This is a genomic window from Pseudomonas caspiana (assembly GCF_002158995.1).
Lineage (GTDB): Bacteria > Pseudomonadota > Gammaproteobacteria > Pseudomonadales > Pseudomonadaceae > Aquipseudomonas > Aquipseudomonas caspiana.
In genome coordinates this window covers 254,883-272,085 of record NZ_LOHF01000003.1, presented here as the reverse complement: position 1 = coordinate 272,085, position 17,203 = coordinate 254,883, and the positions used below count along the sequence as shown (strand labels likewise).

Sequence of the window (17,203 nt, the reverse complement as noted above, 5' to 3'; positions counted from 1 at the left end):
CGAGGTTTGACGCTCGACCCGCCGCTATCAATCAAGTCCGGAAACGCTTGACCAGACCGTCCAGTTCGATGGACAGCGCTGCCAGACTGCGCGAGTCGGCACGGGCTGATTCGGCAAGTTCGGCCACCAACTGCGCATCGCCATGGATCTGGCTGATGTGCCGGTTAATGTCTTCCGCCACGTGATGCTGCTCTTCAGCGGCGGTCGCGATCTGGGTATTCATGTCGCGGATCACGTCCACCGACTCACGGATCTGCCCGAAGCTGCTGCGCGCCTGACCGATTTTCTCCACCGATTGCTGCGATACAGCGAGGCTGGCGTTCATCTGTTGCGTTACCGACGACGTGCGGCGGGCGAGGGTGCCGAGCAGGTTGTCGATCTCGGCGGTTGAGTCGGCAGTCCGTTTGGCCAAGGCCCTGACCTCATCGGCCACCACCGCAAACCCACGACCTTGCTCACCGGCACGCGCCGCCTCGATGGCTGCGTTAAGGGCCAGCAGGTTGGTCTGTTCAGCAATGGAGCGGATGGTGTCGAGAATTGACTGAATCGCGTTGCTGTCTTTTTCCAGTTGCACCATGGCTGTGGCGGACTGGGACAGTTCCGAGCTCAACTGATCAACGCTGCTGACCGCATCGTCGATCTGGCGCTGGCCTTCACGGGCCTGACGCTGGCCGTTGTCTGCCGATTCAGCAGCCTGACTGCAGGAGCGGGCGACTTCGTTGGCGGTAGCGACCATCTCGTGGAACGCAGTCGACACCATGTCCACCGCTTCACGCTGACGTCCGGCGGCGTCGGCCATGTTGTTCGACACCTGAGTCGAGCTGGTGGAGGTGTCGAGAATCTTGTTCGCCGCCAGACCGATATGCTGAATCAGACTGCGGATTGCCGCGAGGAATTTGTTGAACCAGTTAGCGAGCTGGGCGGTTTCATCGTTGCCGCGCACATCCAGGTTATGGGTCAGGTCGCCTTCACCTTGGGCGATACCTTCCAGACCGCTGGCTACGCTGCGGATCGGCCGCACGATGAGCGACGCAAAGCTGGCCCCGACCAAAGCAAAAATGACCGCCAACACGGCGGCGATAACAGCGATCAGCCAGGTCAGGCGGGTAGCCGAACCCATGACTTCTTCCTGCTTGATCAGACCGATGAAGCTCCAGCCCAATTGCTCGGAAGGAAACACGTTGGCCATATACCGTTCGCCATCCAGTGTCACTTCTGTCAGGCCGCTACCAGCCTTGGCCAGTTGCGCGTAACCGTCGCCCAACTCGCCGATTTTCTTGAAGTTGTGCTCGGGTTTACGCGGGTCGACCAGAATGGTGCCGTTGTTTTCCAGCAGCATCAGGTAGCCGCTTTCACCCAGCTTGATCTGCTTGACGATAGTCGTCAGTTGCTTGAGGGAGACGTCAATCGCGACCACGCCCCCGGGGTTGCCCACCGTGTTGGCGACCGTGCGGACTGTGCTGACCAGGACTGCGTCGTCGTTGGCCCAGTAATAGGCGTCGGTGCGTACGGTTTTGCCAGGGTTGGCCATGGCGGTTTTGTACCACGGGCGCTGACGTGGGTCGTAATTGGCCAGCTTTGCGTCGGCGGGCCAGATTGCATAGCTGCCATTGGCCAGACCGTACGATACGTAGGAGTAAGCGGGATGGCTTTTGCCTATGCCTTCAAAAAACTGGAACAGTGTTTTGTGTGCATCGGATTCAGGCAGGTTTGGCGCATCGGCGCTCATGTAGCTTTTGATGCTGTCCCCGGCCCCGGTGACCAGTGGGTTGAGGGCCAGGTAATCTGCGTTCTGGCCAATGCTTTCGAAAAACAGCTGCATTGCATTGGCGACCTGCCGTATTTCGCGACCGCTACTGTCGGAGAAGCCATCGGTCGCATCGCTGCGCAGGTTGATGATGACGATGCTGGCTACGACGATGATTGGCAAAGACGCGATCACCGCGAATGCCCACGTCAATTTCTGTTTGATGTTCATCCACGCTCCGATTGCAGTTCTGGCTCACATCCCGGGTGTAGTCCGGGTTAGTTTTGGCAGGTACGCAGTAGTGTTTCGAATTTATTGTTGTGGTAATCGGCTATCGGCTTGGCAAACGGGTTCTTGAAGGTCTTCAGATGATATGTCGGTAATCGATTTGCGCATTTCGTCGGCATTAGCCTGCGATGCTCTGAACGTCTGCCATCAGGGGCCACTCCACCTAACTGACGGTTGCGTCATTCAGGTGTTTTCGCAGCGGTTTACGTCCCAGGAATCCAAGACGATCCATAACCGATCTACGAGGTGCCGCATGGCCAAGACAAACACCAGAACGACCGTTGCAGACTTGTTCATTCATGAGCTGTCCGACGTTTACAGCGCAGAGAAACAGATCACCAAGGCTTTGCCCCGTCTGGCGCGAGCTTCAACCAACCCACTGCTCAAGGAAGCGTTTGAGGCGCATCTTGAGGAAACCTACGGGCAGATCGAGCGTATCGATCAGTTGGTGGAGCAGGGCGAACTCAAGCTTAAACGCATGAAGTGCGCAGCCATGGAAGGGCTGGTTGAGGAAAGCAAAGAATTGCTTGAGGAGATCGAGAAGGGCGAGGTGCTGGATGCGGCATTGATTGGCGCCTGCCAGAAGGTCGAGCATTACGAAATCGCGGCTTACGGCACGTTGATCGCCATGGCGAAACAGCTGGGTATGAAAGATGCCGCCAAGCTGTTGGGCGAGACGCTGACAGAGGAAAAGTCTGCGGATGAAAAACTGTCGGCGATTGCCGAGCAAGGTGGGAATCAGGCGGCGACCATAGCGTCGTAGGTTCTGCCTGAGAGCTTCGGCTGATGTGGTAATTCTGTAGGAGCGCTCGGAGGTAACGACGGCCGCGATGCGGTGTGTCAGGCAGACCGCTATCGCTGCCTCGCGTTGCTCGTGAGCTCCTACAGTCCAGTGTGCTGTGAAACAAATTCAAGCGATGCTGTAACCCTCAAACGCCTTGCCCTGCTGCAGCGCAGTGACGACGTTCTTGCGGTTGACCGGCAATTCGTTGCCTTCGTTATCGGTGAATGTCTCGCTCTGCAGGGTGGCCTCATCGCCTTCGCCTACAAACGTGAAACCGAGGAATTCAAAGGCTTCACGGTCGACATTCAGGTTGGAGCGAGGCGTACGCAAAGGCAGGCTGACACTTTGGCCGTCCTTGCTGATGGTGTAGACCTCGGCTTCTTTCTTGGCGCGGGCAGTTTTGCTTTTGCCTGTGCTCGGGTTGCTGATCGCCTGATGAGTCTGGTTCAGTACCTTGAGCGCGAGGCTGTAAACCAGTTCCTGAAAGGCTGGATCGTCTTTATAGCTGGACAGGATCCGGCTGATCGGGAACTGCGTGCTCAAGTCGGCCAGTGCCAGGCTGTCGGCCGCTTCGGCGTCCTTCAGGCGCTTGAGTTCGCCCATCAGTTCGTAAGCCTTGTCATCGTCGTAACTGTCCTGGGCAGTACGGATCGCGGCACGCAGTTGACGGATTTCGTCACTTTCCTTGGCAGTCTGGAACGCATCAAGCACCATCTCACTGATGGTCTTGGCTTGAGGCACGTGCTGTGAAAGACCGATGGCGTTTTCGTATTCGAGCTTGGCGGAAGTCACGGATTCAGTTGTCTGGGAATCAAGCATTGAATTTCACTATTTCAGGTTTGAGGCGCGAAAAGTCACTGGCCTTTCGGGGCGCATAATCTAGTGGACACAAGCGCTGTTGTCACGGACCAATACCGGATCGGTCTATTCCGGGCGTTCCAGGCGAGTAATAGCAAAACCGTACAATACCGCACTTGTTTTTTCCCTTGCGTCTGTTGATCATCGCGCCCTTGAATCACTGACCAACAGAGAAAGCGGCACATGAGCACAGGGTTGACCGAAGACGATATGCGCAGAGCGCTGGGTCTTGATGTTCCTTCACCAGCTACACCCGCGCCCGTGGAGCCTGAGCCAAAACCCGAGCCGGTTCCGACGCCAGCGCCTGCTCCGGTGGCCAAAAAAGAGCCACCTGCGCCGCGCCCGAAAGCCAAACGCTTGTCGCCAGCCTTGGTGGTGACGTTGCGGGTAACCAAAGAGTTTGAAGGCGACGAGACGCTGTTTGTCCACGAAGCCAAAACCCTGAGCACCTTCGACGCCGAGCAGGAAGCCCGCAAGGCGGCAGCGAAAGAGAAGTACAAGTATTTTGAAGTGGTGTCGATCAAGCGGGTTGAGTGACGCAACTTTTTCAGATGAAACACGTTACTGATAGGAGGCAACTTGTTGGCGAGGCGTTAGTCGAGTTAACACAGGGCAAAAAGCCTCGCCAACAAGTTGCCTCCTACCGGTTATGCGGCGGGTAAAGATAACTGTCACCCCGCAGCGCTCAACCCGTGATACCCCCGGTCAAAATAAACCAGTGCCGCGGCATCCTGCTGCCTGCTCAGCGCTAAAACCTCGCAGAACAGAATGTCATGAGTGCCGACGCTGACGGTCTGGCTGACCCGGCAATCAAACGACGCAGCGGCACCTTCCAGCACCGGCGAGCCGGTGACCCAGGATTCCCATCGCGCGGCGGCAAAACGCTCAGCCATTGGCGTCTTGCCGCCAAACAGATTGGACAAGTCCCGTTGCTCGCAGGTCAGGGTGTTGACGCACAGGGTCGCGTTGGCCGTCAGCGCTGCATGCACTGACGCTGAACGATTCAGGCAGACCAGCAAGGTCGGCGGTGTGTCGGTGACGCTGCACACGGCGGTCGCGGTGAATCCGCAGCGCCCGTGCGGACCGTCGGTGGTGATCACGTTGACCGCCGCAGCCAGACCGGCCATGGCGTTGCGGTAGTCCTGTTGCGGGATCGGCAGCAACGTCTGGGCGACGGCGAGAAGTTCGGATGCTTGCATGGTTTTTCTCCGCTCAGGCCTGGCTGGCCAGGTAATCGAGAATGACGCGATTGAAGGGTTCGACATCGCTGACGCTGGATGCATGGCCGCCATAGTCGAGTAGCGTTAATTGTCCCGCCGAAAGCTTGCTGGCCAGATGTTGCGAGCGCTGCCATGGCACCAACATGTCATCGCGGTTGGCGAGCAGCAGGGTCGGCGTGGTGATCTTGTGTAACTGATCTTCGACATCGAATGCCTGCAACGCGGCAATCCGGCGCAGCAGGTTGTTGGTCTCGGGAAAGTGCGCCAGCGCGTGGGCTTCATCTTCGGCCAGTTGCGCGCTGTGCCCGGCGATCCAGTCGGCGGGGTACAGAAACAGCGCTTGAGCCTGGACGTAAGCTGCCGGGCCGCTGTCGCGCAATAGATTCTTGCGCACCGCGAAGCAGCGTTCGCTATGCGGGTTCGGGCTGCTCCAGGCGTTGATCAGAATCATGCTTTGCAACAGTTGCGGGCGTTGCAGAGCCAGCTCAAGGCCTACCAGTCCACCCAGCGCATGGCCCATGAAGTGACAGTGTTGCACTTCAATACTGTCGAGCAGCGCCAGTAATTCGCTGGCCATGCTCGCAATCGAATAATCCTCGGCAAGGGTTGCCGGGCTGCGGCCGGTACCGGCCTGATCGTAAACCACCACCCGATAGTCTTCGGCCAGGACCGGGAGTTGCGGTGCCCAGAATCGGGCCGAACCGCCCAGCCCTGAACTCAGTACCAGCGTTGGCGCATCGGCGGCCCGGCTGCCGAGGATTTCGTAGTGCATGCAAGACTCCATTACAGGTGCTCAAGCGCCTGCTTATTGTGGGTGGGGCTCTGTCCCTGACACCGCGCTGCCGCTTGTCAAACCTTGCACCTGTAGGAGCGCACGAGCAACGCGAGGCCGCGATGGCGTCTTGTCTGATACACCGCCATTGCGGCCTCGCGGTGCTCGTGCGTTCCTACAGATCCAATGCAGCACAGCTTCTATCCTTTGAGATCAGCCAATGTGAGCGATGCTGGCGATTTCGATCAGGGCTTCGGGTTTCACCAGGCCGCACTGGATGCAGTAACGCGCTGGTTTTTCTCCCGCAAAGTATTCGGCGTAGACCTCGTTGACCTTCGCGTAGTCGGCCCAGTCCTTGATCATGATCATGTTGAACGTAACGTCGTCCATCGTGCCGCCTGCGGTTTCAATCACGCTCTTGATGGTTTCCAGCACGTGGCGGGTCTGCGCGGTTGCGTCGCCCACATGCACGACGTTGTTGTCTTTGTCGAAGGGCAGGGTACCGGACACATACAGCACGCCGTCGGCCATGGAACCCGGAACGAACGGGGCGATGGGCTTGGTAGTGCCAGCTGGGATGATCGCTTTCTTGGTCATGGGCTTTCCTCAGAGAGTGGAGGTTTTTGGAGTGAAAGTGCTGCAGAAATCGTCAACGCTGGACACCCAGCCGAAAAACGTTTCGATGTTGAACAGCGCCGCCTGCTGCGCAAATGCCGGACCCGCCTGATGGGTGGCATCGGCCAGCACCACGCCGAAGTATTCGAGGAAGAATCCGTCGCGCAGGGTCGACTCGACGCAGACGTTGGTGGCGATCCCGGTGAACACCAGATTGCGAATGCCACGGCTGCGCAGCACGCTGTCGAAGTTGGTGTTGAAGAAGCCGCTGTAACGGGTTTTCGGCAATACGATGTCGCCCGGCTGCGGCTGCAGTTCGTCCACCAATTGGTAGTCCCAGCCGCCTTTGGCTAACAGTTGACCTTGCAGCTCGGGGCGTTTGCGCATGGTTTTCAGGGCATTGGATTTATGCCAGTTGGGCGAACCCGGTCCGCCAGCTTCGACGTAGTCCGGGTCCCAGCCGTTCTGGAAGAAAATCACCGGCATGCCGGCGGCGCGCGCCGTGACCAATGCTTTCTGAATGCTGGCGATCACCGGGCCGGTACTGCTCACATCAAATCCCGCGAGGTCCAGATAGCCGCCCGGTGTTGAATAGGCGTTCTGCATGTCGATCACGATCAAGGCCGTTTCACAGGCTTTCATGCTCAGCGGTTCCGGGCTGGCCGGGAGTTGACGGGCGGGCTCGTCGGAGTGGGTTGGCAGATAACCCGATACGGTGGCAAGTGCATTCATCAGGCAGATTCCTTGAGCAAATTGATGTGTTCGCGACTGGTCATCAGTGGCTGAATCTTCTGCCCGAAATCTTCCACGCCTTTGACGAAGTCATCGAAGGTCAGCATCACGCCCTGGGTGCCGGGTACGCTGGCCACTTCATCAAGCATGCGGGCTACCGAGGCCCAGGAACCCACCAGCGTGCCCATGTTGATGTTCACTGCCGAAGTCGGGTCGGCCATCTGCCGCATGTTCGAGCCGGGGCTCTTGTCGGCTGAGCCTTTATCGCTGAGCCAGGCGATGGCTTCCTCGTCGGCACCCGCCTTGATGTGCTCCCAACGGGCACGGGCGGCTTCATCGGTATCATCGGCGATGATCATGAACAGCGGGCAGGAAGTGACGTTGCGGCCGGTTTTTTCGTTGGCCTCGATCAGCTTGGCAGCGGTCGGCGCGTAGGCCATCGGGGTATTCACGCCCTTGCCGAAGCAGAAGTTGTAGTCAGCGTATTGCGAGGAAAACGCCATTCCTGCTTCGCTCTGGCCTGCGCAGATGATTTTCATGTCGGCCTGGGGTTTAGGGCTGACGCGGCAGTCATTCATGGTGAAGTATTTGCCTTTGAGATCGCTGTGCCCGGTGCTCCACAGGTCCCGCAATACCTGGGCGTATTCGGCCAGGTATTCATAGCGCGTCGAGAAGAAATCATCCCCAGGCCACATGCCCATCTGCTCGTATTCCGGCTTCTGCCAGCCCGTCACCAGATTTACACCAAACCGCCCGTTGGAAATCGAGTCGATAGTCGAGGCCATGCGCGCCACGATCGCTGGCGGAATAGTCAGGGTCGCAACAGTAGCGAACAGATGGATGCGGCTGGTGACAGCGGCCAGACCCGCCATCAACGTGAAGGACTCCATGTTGTGTTCCCAGAACTCGGTCTTGCCACCGAACCCGCGCAACTTGATCATCGACAGGGCAAATTCGAAGCCGTAATGCTCGGCCTTCTGCACGATTGTCTTGTTCAGTTCGAACGTCGGCATGTACTGCGGCGCGTTGCTGGAAATCAGCCAGCCGTTGTTACCGGTAGGGATGAAGATTCCAATATCCATGTGAAGGCCTCTTGCATGCGGTGGCAATGAACGGTGCACCCGGAGAAGTCCGGCAGCACGCTACACAAGCCGTTTTGCATGAAGCAGGCCAGTTTTAGATTGTCTTTTTAAAACAAAGGGTTGATTGAATAGTGAAATAAGTTTCAGACCATTTGGTCTGGATTAGAGCACTTGGTTTGTGCGTGGTGCACGCAGACAGGGCATGGGCCTGGATTTGATTGTGCCGCGCTGTCTCGCAGTTAACACCGAGCTGTAGGAGCGCACGAGCATCAGACAAAACGCTATCGCGGCCTCGCGGTGCTCGTGCGCTCCTACAGGTTTCGTGTTTTCTGCATGAGTGCTTTACCCAGCCCCCATCTGCCAAGGTAAAGTGCCCCGGTCTTCAATGTTGATGCGGTCGTAAATGTGAACAAAGAACCTCCAGTGGCGCCGTCCAAACCCGTCAAACGTAGCCGTGTGGTGAAACCAAAGGCACCTGCGGTCAAGGCTAAAGCCAAGCCTGTGGCTAAAGGAAAAGGCAAAGCCACGCGCGAGGCCAGTGCGTCGACGGTCAAGCGGCGGATGCGTCTGGTAGAAGGCAAGCGTGCCGCGATTCTGGAGGCCGCGCTGGAAATCTTCTCGCGCTTCGGCCTGCATGGCACCAGCCTGGACCAGGTGGCGAGCATGGCCGATGTCTCCAAGACCAATCTGCTTTATTACTTCGCCAGTAAAGAAGAGTTGTACACCAGTGTGCTGCGCCAGTTACTGGATGTCTGGCTCAAACCGTTGCGCGGGTTCAGTGCAGAGCAGGACCCGATTGAGGCGATCAGCGAGTACATCCGGGTCAAGCTGGAGTTGTCCCGTGACCATCCCGCCGAGTCGCGACTGTTTTGTCTGGAGATCATTCAGGGCGCGCCGTTGATGCTGGCTGAACTGGAGCAGCCACTGCGCGATATCGTCGAGGCCAAAGTCTCGGTGATCCAGGGCTGGATCGAGGCGGGCAAACTGGCACCGGTTGAACCACATCACCTGATCTTTTCGCTGTGGGCAACCACTCAGCACTACGCGGACTTTGCCAGCCAGATCAATGCGGTGACCGGCAAGACGCTTGATGATCCGGTGTTTTTTGCGCACACGCTGGAAAACCTGCAGGCGCTAGTCCTCAATGGCATCAGGCCGCGTTAACTGTCTTATTTGGGGTTTGACGAGCGCCGCGAGGCCACGATGGCGTCCTGCCTGATGCACCGCCATCGCGGCCTCGCGGTGCTCGGGCGCTCCTACAGATCCTGTGTGTGCGTCGCGACGGCACGGCGTACGGACGACGCGGCACCGCTCATGCCCGCGATTGTGTCGGGTCAGCAATCCTTTTCAAGCCCATCTCTTTGACCCATCTCAACCCCCATGCCCGCTTTTTGTGCTTGCCCCGCCCAAACCAAGTGCTCTGCTTCGGACCATTTGATCTGTTTTTGCCTGCTTAAAACGCTAAGCGACTGAAACCTATAGCTATTCATGGAGTGGCACAGTTACTGCTATCTCCTGAGCAGCTGTTCGATCGGGGGTTCTGATCGGGCGAGCTTTATCCCGCTGCTGGCCTACCATCAGGATGATCAACAATGCTCAACAGATTTCTTAAGCAAACTTTGGGTGCGGCAATATTGCTGGGTCTGGCGCACGGCGCTTCGGCAGAGGGCCTGACCCTGGAGAAGCCGGCGAAGATCGCCATGGTTTATATCAGTCCACGCAATGACGGTGGCTGGACTCAGGCGTTCGATGAGTCGCGGGTCAAGCTGGAGAAAGAGCTGGGCACCAAAATCCAGTACGTGGAAAGCGTTCCGGAGAACGCCGCTGCAATCACTCCGGTGGTTGATCGACTGATCGCTCGAGGCGCGAATGTCATCATTGGTACCGCCTTCGGCTACTCCGATACTTTTCTCGACCTGGCGAAGAAGTACCCGAAGATCGCTTTCCTCAACGGTTCGGGCACAACCAATGCGCCCAATCTGGAATCCTTCTACGGTCGTACTTACGAAAGTCAGTACCTGTGCGGCATGGTGGCTGGCGCGGCATCGAAGACCGGCAAACTGGGTTTCGTCGCTGCCAACCCCTTTGGCCAGGTCAACTGGACAGTCAATGCCTTCGCGCTCGGTGCGCAGCAGATCAACCCCAATGCCACGGTCAACGTGATTTACACCGGCGCGTGGAACGATCCGGTCAAAGAGCGCGCGGCCGCCATGGCCTTGATCGATAACGGCGCGGATGTGATCGGCCAGCACGTGGACAGCCCGACGCCACAAATCGTTGCGCAGGAGCGCGGCGTGCTGGGCACTGGTTATCACCGTGACTTGAGTGAGTTTGCGCCCAAGGCCACCGTGTGTTCTTCGGCCTGGGTCTGGGATCGCTTTCTTGCCCCTGAGTTGAAGAAAGTCATCGCCGGTAACTGGGTGCCCGATCCCAAAGGCGCACTGCTGTCCATGGAGCAAGGTGGCACAGACATTACGCTGACGGCTGGCGATCATATTTCTGCCGAGAACAAACAAAAGATCGAGGCTGCTCGCGAGCAACTGATGAAGGGTCAGAAGATCATTTACAGCGGCCCGATGAGTGATCGGGATGGCAAGGAGCGGATAGCGGCGGGCACGAACATGCCAGATGCCGACTTGTGGAAAATGGACTGGTTCGTCAAAGGCGTGGCTTCGCAGCAATGAGCCAGGCGACCGCGATCCAGCTCACCGGTATCAGCAAATCATTCGATGGCTTCAAGGCCCTGACTGACGCGCACTTCACTGGTAAATGGGGGGAAGTGCATGCCTTGCTCGGCGAAAACGGCGCGGGTAAATCATCGCTGATGAACATCGCCGCCGGTTTGTATGCGCCGGAGAGCGGGTCGCTGTTGATTGATGACAACCCGGTACGGCTCAGCGGCCCCAAGGACGCGAGTCGTTATCACATCGGTATGGTCCACCAGCATTTCAAGCTGGTGCGACCGTTCACCGTTGCCCAGAACATTCTGCTGGGCTTGCCTGATTCTGTGGGGCAGGGCAGCTACAGCAAGCGCTTGAGAGCACTTGAGCAGCAGATCAGCGGCAAGGCTCAGGAACTGGGCTTTGCCATTGATCCGCGCCAGACCATCGAAAACCTGTCGATTGCCGAACAGCAACGGGTCGAGATTCTCAAGGTGCTGCTGGCCGGTGCGCGGATCCTGATTCTCGACGAGCCCACCGCCGTACTCACCGATCAGGAAGCCGAACGCTTGCTGGCGACCGTGCAGTCTTTCGCTCGGCAAGGTGCGGCGGTGATTCTGGTGACACACAAAATGTCCGACGTTAAACGCTATGCCGACCGGGTGACGGTGATGCGTGGCGGGCGGACGGTGGAAACTCTGGATCCGCAAAGCGTATCGGTTGAACAACTGGTGCGTTTGACGGTGGGCGAGTCTCAGGCAAATACAGAACATCCGCAGGCTGCGGCGGGCGAGGCGAAACTGGTGGTGCGCAATCTGCGTTCCACACCGGGGCAGGGCCCGCTCGCTGGCGTCGACATGACCCTGCATGCCGGGCAGATTTACGGCATCGCCGGGGTAGGCGGTAACGGCCAGAGTGAATTGGCCAATGCCTTGATGGGCCTGCCTCAAGCGGTAGAAGGCGAAATGCTGCTGCAGGGTTTCGGCGATTTGTGCGGCGCATCTGCCGAGCAGCGCCGGGAACTGCGCATCGCGTCGATTCCTGCCGACCGTTATGGCGCAGCGTTAGCCGGTTCACTGTCCGTGGCCGAGAACTTTGCTATCGGGCAGATTCACAGCGGTCGTTACGGTTCTTTTTTACACCTGCGCAGCAAGCGGATGGATGAGGATGCTACTGCCGCTATCAGCGCGTTCGACGTGCAGGGTGTTCGCTCCTTGCAGCAAAAAGCCGCTCTGCTGTCGGGTGGTAACGCGCAGAAACTGGTGATCGCCCGGGAATTCAGCCGCGATCCGCAACTGGTGCTGGTGCACAGCCCCAGTCGTGGTCTGGATGCCAAAGCTACTGCTGCGGTGCACGGTCGTTTGCGGGCCGCGCGCGATGCGGGAGCTGCGGTGTTGGTGATCAGCGAAGACCTTGATGAGGTGCTGATGCTCGCTGATCGCATCGGGGTCATGAACAGCGGCCGGATCGTCGCAGAATTCGAACGCCCGGCGGATCGTCAGGCGATAGGCAAAGCCATGGTGAGTCATGACTGAAGTCATACTGCAATCCCCGACCCATAAGCCTGCACGACGTCAGCCCCTGCTTTCCCGCCGCTATGCCCTGGAAATTCGTCAGCAACTGGCCTGGTACTGGCAGGCGCTGGTAATTGCTCTGGCCTTGGTGGTCGGTCTGGCGGTTTCGGCGGCGATTCTGGTCGGCGCCGGTGTTCCGGCTGAAGAGCTGCTCAATGAGTTTGTCGTGCTCACCGTGCTGGACCCGCAGAACTTCAAAGCGGTGCTGTTTCAGGCGGCGCCGATGATTCTGGTGGGGCTGGCCGGGTGCATGGCGTTTCGGGCGCGATTCTGGAACCTGGGCCTGGAAGGCCAGATGATCTGGGGCGGGATCGGGGCCACGGCGATCTCCCTGTTCGAAGTCGGCCCGCCGTCGATCCGTCTGCCGCTAATGCTGGCAGCGGCGGTGGTTTGCGGCGTGCTGTGGACTATCGCCCCGGTGTTGCTCAAGTTACGTCTCAAGGTCAACGAAATCATCTCGACCCTGATGCTTAACTACATTGCCGCCAACTTCCTCCTGCATCTGCTCTACGGCAGTTGGAAAGACCCCCGCGACAACTTTCCATACTCTCCGGCATTCCGCAGTTTCGAGCGCTTGCCGGATCTGCTTGATGGTTATAACGCAGCGATCATCCTGGCGATCCTCGTGACCTTGTTCGCGCTGTGGTTTGTCGGCATTTCCCGAGCGGGCCTGTACCTGCGTTTCGTGGATGCCAATCCGCGAGTTGCCGATGCTGTGGGCGTGCCGGTACGCAAGATGATCATCGGCACGGTGTTGCTTTCCGGGGCTTTGGCCGGGATTGCCGGATTTATCGTCACCGCCGGGCAGGAAGGTCGTCTGACCCAATCGTTCTATCAGGGCTACGGATTTTCCGGAATCCTGATTGCCTTCCTGGCGCGCAACAACCCCGTGGCGGCCACCATCGTTGCGTTGCTGGTCGCGCTGCTGTTCGTCGCCGGTCGCAGTTTGCAGGTGTTCTATCAGATCCCGTTTTCCATGGTGCAACTGATCCAGGCGATTCTGGTGATTTGCGTCGCCTCGTCGGACTTTTTCATTCGTCATCGCATGCGATTGATTCAAAGGGGAGAGCAGTGATGGACATGATTGCCAACTGGCTGGGCAATTCCCCGGACTTTGCGGTGCCATTTGCGTTGGCTGCTCTTGGCCTGATTCTGACCGAGCGTGCCGGAGTTCTTGCGCTGGGTGCCGAAGGCTTGATGCTGGTCGGTGCGCTGGCGGCGATTGGTGCACAACTGAGCTTCAGCACGCCGATGATCTCGCTGATCATGGCGATGCTGGCCGCCAGTGTGGTGTCGCTGCTGTTTGCGCTGATGGTGCTGGTGATGCGCATCAATCAAGTCATCGCGGGGCTCGCACTGGTGTTCTTCTGCCAAGGGCTGACCGGATTGCTCGGCACCTTGCTGGAATGGACCAATCAACCGGTGACCGGGCTCGCCGCCGTCGCCCTTTGGCCGCTTTCCGAGTTGCCGCTGATCGGAAAAATCTTTGTACAAAACCCGCTGGTTTATCTGACGCCGCTGATTTTTCTCGGCGTAGTCTGGTTTCTTTATCGCAGTCATACGGGCCTGCGCTTGCGAGCCGTTGGCGAAAATCCTCAAGCGGCGGATGCGGCGGGTATTTCAGTACTGGGTTATCGACTGGCTGCCATTCTGGCGGGTGCGGCGCTGATCGGTCTGGCAGGCGGCTACATCTCGGTGCTCAGCACCAAAATGTGGATCGCGGACATGACCGGCGGACGCGGCTGGATTGCGGTGTCGCTGGTGATTTTTGCTCGCTGGTCGCCATGGCGGGCGCTGGCCGGTGCGATTCTGTTCGGCTGCATTGAGGCGCTTATTCCACAACTGGCGTCCACCGGAATTCGCTTGCCGCAATACTTCGTGCTGATGACGCCGTATGCGGTGACGTTGCTGGTGATGATCTGGGTGGCGATGGCCAGGAACGGCGCTTCGACAGGTTCAGGTAATCAACCCGGCGCGCTGGGCGAAGCGTTCATTCGTGAGGAGCGACGCTAAGAAGCTGAGGGTGCGGCAACGCAGGCAGTTGCCCGGCAGGGGACTGCCAACGTACGATGCGCAACCACCCGGTGGTTTGTGACGGTGCTCACAGCATCTCGGGAATCCGAAACATACGAGTAGACAAACGTGACAGCCATCCAATTGACTGATGCAGAAGTCGCTGCGATCGCCGAGGTTGAGGCGACTTCCAACATTTTGCGTCTGATGACGCGCCTGACATCCCTGCGCTTTGCGGCCATTGCCCGGGTCACCGATCAGCGCTGGATTGCCTGCGCTGTCCATGACGAAATCCAGTTTGGGGTCGGCCCTGGCGATGAGCTGGACGTCGAGGCGACCATCTGCAAGGAAATTCGTCAGCACCACGCCGCCGTTGTGATTTCCAAAGTCAGTGAAGACCCGCGCTTCGTCAACCATCCTGTGCCCAAGCAATATGGCTTCGAAAGCTATGTGTCGCTGCCGATCATCCTGGCTGACGGCGCATTTTTCGGCACGTTGTGCGCCCTCGATCCGTTGCCCGCCAGGCTGGATGATCCGGATCTGATCCACACTCTGGAGATCTTTGCGCGCTTGATCGGCGTAACGCTCGATCTGCAGACGCGGGTTGCTGCTGCGGCCTAGAAATAATCTGAAATACTGTCCTGCAATTCCTCGCATCACACCTGCATTCCCCACAAAACAAGCCTCTGGGCCGGTAGCGTCAGCTAACCGGCCTTTGTGCTTTGGTGCTTTTTTTCTTGAAGCTGAAACGTTTCTGATAGGGTGATGTCATTTTGATGTCGCGCAAAACGGATGCGCGGGTAAGAGAGCAAGGCCGCCCTCACTCACTCAACCACTTTCGGACGGTTTTATGCTTACAGCGATTAACACGACTCTGGCGAATATCAGTGTCAAAGCAAAACTCTCACTGGGCTTCGCTCTGGTGCTGATCCTTACGTGTCTGATCGCTTTTACTGGCTGGTCCGGTTTGCAGTCGTTGACTGAACGCGGTGACAAAGTCGCGTCCATTGCGACGCTCAACGAGCAGGCTCGCGATCTGCGTATTGCCCGTCTGTCTTACATGCTTAGCCCCGACGCTGAGCGTGCCGCGTTGGTCACCAGCAGCCTTGGCAAGCTGGAGACTCAGACACGCGGGATGAAAACTCTTTTCGTCACCGGCGCCAGCCTTGGCCTGATTGGCGAAGTCAGTGATGCCGTGACCATTTACAAAACTCACTTCAATGAGTTTGTTCAGGCGACTCAAAACCGTGAAGCGGCACGCAACACAATCGGCGCTCAGGTCGACACGATGATTGCCGAACTGGAGAAGATCCAGGATCAAGCGGGTGAAACTGAGTCTCAGGCTCGTGTCATGACCGCGCAACAGCGCCTCATTCAGCAGGCACGCTCACAGGCCCAGACTTACACTTACAGTGCTAAACCTGAATACCTCCCGCCTGCGCTCGCTGCTGTTGAAGCGGCGCGCAATAACCTGAAAAACCTCAATCAGGTTTCACCTCAAGTGGCTCAAGGCATTGACCAGTCTCTGGTGGCGTTCCGTGCGGCAATCGGACAGTTCAGCGACAGCCTGGCCAAAGCCAATCAGGCGCAGATTGCGCTGACGGACGATGTGACCCGCTTGCTGGACGCCAGCAAGAAGATGACTGCCAACCAGATCGTCCTGCGTAACGACGATGTTCACGACGCCAACATGATGCTGGCCGGGGCGACGATTGCCGCGCTGTTGTTCGGCATTCTGGCTGCCTGGGTGATCACTCGTCTGATCGTCGCGCCGTTGATGGAAACGCTGCGTAATGCCGAGTTCGTGGCAAACGGTGATCTTAGTCACGACATGGTGGTGACGCGTAAAGATGAATTGGGCCAGCTGCAAACCAGTATGCAGCGCATGACGGTTGGGCTGCGTGACCTGATTGGCGGGATCCGTGACGGCGTAGTGCAGATCGCCAGCGCTGCCGAGCAGCTGTCGGCGGTCACCGAGCAGACCAGCGCTGGCGTCAACAGCCAGAAGGTGGAGACTGATCAAGTGGCTACGGCCATGAACGAAATGACCGCCACTGTGCAGGAAGTCGCTCGTAACGCCGAAGAAGCGTCTGAAGCCGCGATCAACGCCAGCCGCGAAGCGAAGCAGGGCGATGAAGTGGTCACCCAGGCCATGCAGCAGATCGGTCGACTGGCTGAAGAAGTGAGCCACTCCACAGTTGCCATGAGCGATCTGCAAAGCGAAAGCGACAAGATCGGCAGCGTGCTCGACGTGATCAAGTCGGTGGCACAGCAAACCAACCTGCTGGCCCTCAACGCTGCCATTGAAGCGGCACGTGCCGGTGAGGCCGGACGTGGTTTTGCGGTGGTGGCCGATGAAGTCCGTAGCCTGGCGCAACGTACCCAGACCTCCACCGAGGAGATCGAAGGCCTGATTAGCGGCCTGCATACCGGCACTCAGCGCGTCGCGACGATTCTGGAAAACAGCCGTTCGTTGACCGACAGCAGCGTTGAGCTGACTCAGCGCGCCGCAACATCGCTAGTAAGCATTACGCGTTCTGTGTCGTCCATCGAGTCGATGAATCAGCAGATCGCGGCAGCGGCTGAACAGCAAAGCGCCGTCGCCGATGAGATCAACCGCAGCGTGCTCAATGTCCGGGATATCTCCGAGCAGACCTCTGCGGCCAGTGAAGAGACGGCAGCGTCCAGCATCGAGTTGGCGCGCTTGGGTGTGCATCTGCAGAGCATGGTGGGCAAGTTCCGGCTTTAACGGCGGAGCTTTAGCCGTTCCTGTCAAAAACTGGCACTGAATCGAAATGCATTCACTGTAGAACCCAAATCCTGTAGGTGCTCACCGAGGTTACGAGGCCAGCGATAGC

General features: G+C 58.3%; 15 protein-coding genes and 2 pseudogenes. 9 read left to right on the top strand and 8 right to left on the bottom strand.

What is annotated here, in order from left to right:
- Window positions 1-31: 31 nt before the first annotated feature.
- Window positions 32-628: pseudogene (locus AUC60_RS28440) on the bottom strand (methyl-accepting chemotaxis protein); the annotation flags it as partial.
- 261 nt (window positions 629-889) lie between these two features.
- Window positions 890-1,822, bottom strand: a pseudogene (locus AUC60_RS28435) (HAMP domain-containing protein); the annotation flags it as partial.
- 466 nt (window positions 1,823-2,288) lie between these two features.
- On the opposite strand from AUC60_RS28435, the gene AUC60_RS06035 reads away from it, so the two are divergent.
- The gene (locus AUC60_RS06035) at window positions 2,289-2,798 is read left to right on the top strand and encodes a YciE/YciF ferroxidase family protein (protein ID WP_027898837.1); all 510 of its coding nucleotides are present in this window, start codon (window positions 2,289-2,291) and stop codon (window positions 2,796-2,798) included.
- 147 nt (window positions 2,799-2,945) lie between these two features.
- Here AUC60_RS06035 and AUC60_RS06030 read toward each other — a convergent pair whose 3' ends face one another.
- Entirely contained in the window at window positions 2,946-3,638 is a 693-nt protein-coding gene (locus AUC60_RS06030) for a hypothetical protein (RefSeq protein ID WP_087265176.1), read from the bottom strand.
- A 222-nt stretch (window positions 3,639-3,860) separates the two neighbouring features.
- Here AUC60_RS06030 and AUC60_RS06025 point away from each other — a divergent pair, with 222 nt between their 5' ends.
- Entirely contained in the window at window positions 3,861-4,214 is a 354-nt protein-coding gene (locus AUC60_RS06025) for a hypothetical protein (protein ID WP_087265175.1), read from the top strand.
- A gap of 134 nt (window positions 4,215-4,348) precedes the next feature.
- On the opposite strand, the gene rutF is transcribed toward AUC60_RS06025, so the two are convergent.
- The 5 genes from rutF to rutA all read right to left on the bottom strand — a co-directional run bounded on the left by rutF (window position 4,349) and on the right by rutA (window position 8,098).
- The gene (gene rutF, locus AUC60_RS06020; RefSeq protein ID WP_087265174.1) at window positions 4,349-4,876 is read right to left on the bottom strand and encodes an NADH-dependent FMN reductase RutF; all 528 of its coding nucleotides are present in this window, start codon (window positions 4,874-4,876) and stop codon (window positions 4,349-4,351) included.
- Window positions 4,877-4,889: 13 nt separating this feature from the next.
- Entirely contained in the window at window positions 4,890-5,669 is a 780-nt protein-coding gene (rutD, locus tag AUC60_RS06015) for a pyrimidine utilization protein D (protein ID WP_087265173.1), read from the bottom strand.
- A gap of 213 nt (window positions 5,670-5,882) precedes the next feature.
- Entirely contained in the window at window positions 5,883-6,266 is a 384-nt protein-coding gene (gene rutC / locus AUC60_RS06010) for a pyrimidine utilization protein C (protein ID WP_027898842.1), read from the bottom strand.
- A 9-nt stretch (window positions 6,267-6,275) separates the two neighbouring features.
- Complete coding sequence (rutB, locus tag AUC60_RS06005) at window positions 6,276-7,016, bottom strand: pyrimidine utilization protein B (protein ID WP_087265172.1); 741 nt, start codon at window positions 7,014-7,016, stop codon at window positions 6,276-6,278.
- The gene (rutA, locus tag AUC60_RS06000; RefSeq protein ID WP_087265171.1) at window positions 7,016-8,098 is read right to left on the bottom strand and encodes a pyrimidine utilization protein A; all 1,083 of its coding nucleotides are present in this window, start codon (window positions 8,096-8,098) and stop codon (window positions 7,016-7,018) included. Before rutA ends, rutB begins: the two co-directional genes overlap by 1 nt.
- 405 nt (window positions 8,099-8,503) lie before the next feature.
- On the opposite strand from rutA, the gene rutR reads away from it, so the two are divergent.
- The 7 genes from rutR (at window position 8,504) to AUC60_RS05965 (ending at window position 17,094) form a co-directional block, all read left to right on the top strand.
- On the top strand, window positions 8,504-9,262 hold the full coding sequence (gene rutR / locus AUC60_RS05995; protein ID WP_087265170.1) for an HTH-type transcriptional regulator RutR: 759 nt from the start codon (window positions 8,504-8,506) through the stop codon (window positions 9,260-9,262).
- Between the two features lie 428 nt (window positions 9,263-9,690).
- Window positions 9,691-10,782 carry a BMP family ABC transporter substrate-binding protein gene (locus tag AUC60_RS05990; protein WP_144443233.1) on the top strand — a complete coding sequence of 364 codons (1,092 nt, stop codon included), beginning with the start codon at window positions 9,691-9,693 and terminating at the stop codon, window positions 10,780-10,782.
- Window positions 10,779-12,293, top strand: coding sequence for an ABC transporter ATP-binding protein (locus AUC60_RS05985; RefSeq protein ID WP_087265169.1), 1,515 nt, complete (start codon window positions 10,779-10,781; stop codon window positions 12,291-12,293). Before AUC60_RS05990 ends, AUC60_RS05985 begins: the two co-directional genes overlap by 4 nt.
- Complete coding sequence (locus tag AUC60_RS05980) at window positions 12,286-13,407, top strand: ABC transporter permease (RefSeq protein ID WP_087265168.1); 1,122 nt, start codon at window positions 12,286-12,288, stop codon at window positions 13,405-13,407. The genes AUC60_RS05985 and AUC60_RS05980 overlap by 8 nt, the downstream gene beginning before the upstream one ends.
- Window positions 13,407-14,345 carry an ABC transporter permease gene (locus AUC60_RS05975; protein WP_087265167.1) on the top strand — a complete coding sequence of 313 codons (939 nt, stop codon included), beginning with the start codon at window positions 13,407-13,409 and terminating at the stop codon, window positions 14,343-14,345. Before AUC60_RS05980 ends, AUC60_RS05975 begins: the two co-directional genes overlap by 1 nt.
- A 129-nt stretch (window positions 14,346-14,474) precedes the next feature.
- Entirely contained in the window at window positions 14,475-14,966 is a 492-nt protein-coding gene (locus tag AUC60_RS05970) for a GAF domain-containing protein (RefSeq protein ID WP_238599520.1), read from the top strand.
- Between the two features lie 229 nt (window positions 14,967-15,195).
- Window positions 15,196-17,094, top strand: a complete 1,899-nt coding sequence (locus AUC60_RS05965) for a HAMP domain-containing methyl-accepting chemotaxis protein (RefSeq protein ID WP_087265166.1) — start codon at window positions 15,196-15,198, stop codon at window positions 17,092-17,094.
- Window positions 17,095-17,203 lie beyond the last annotated feature (109 nt).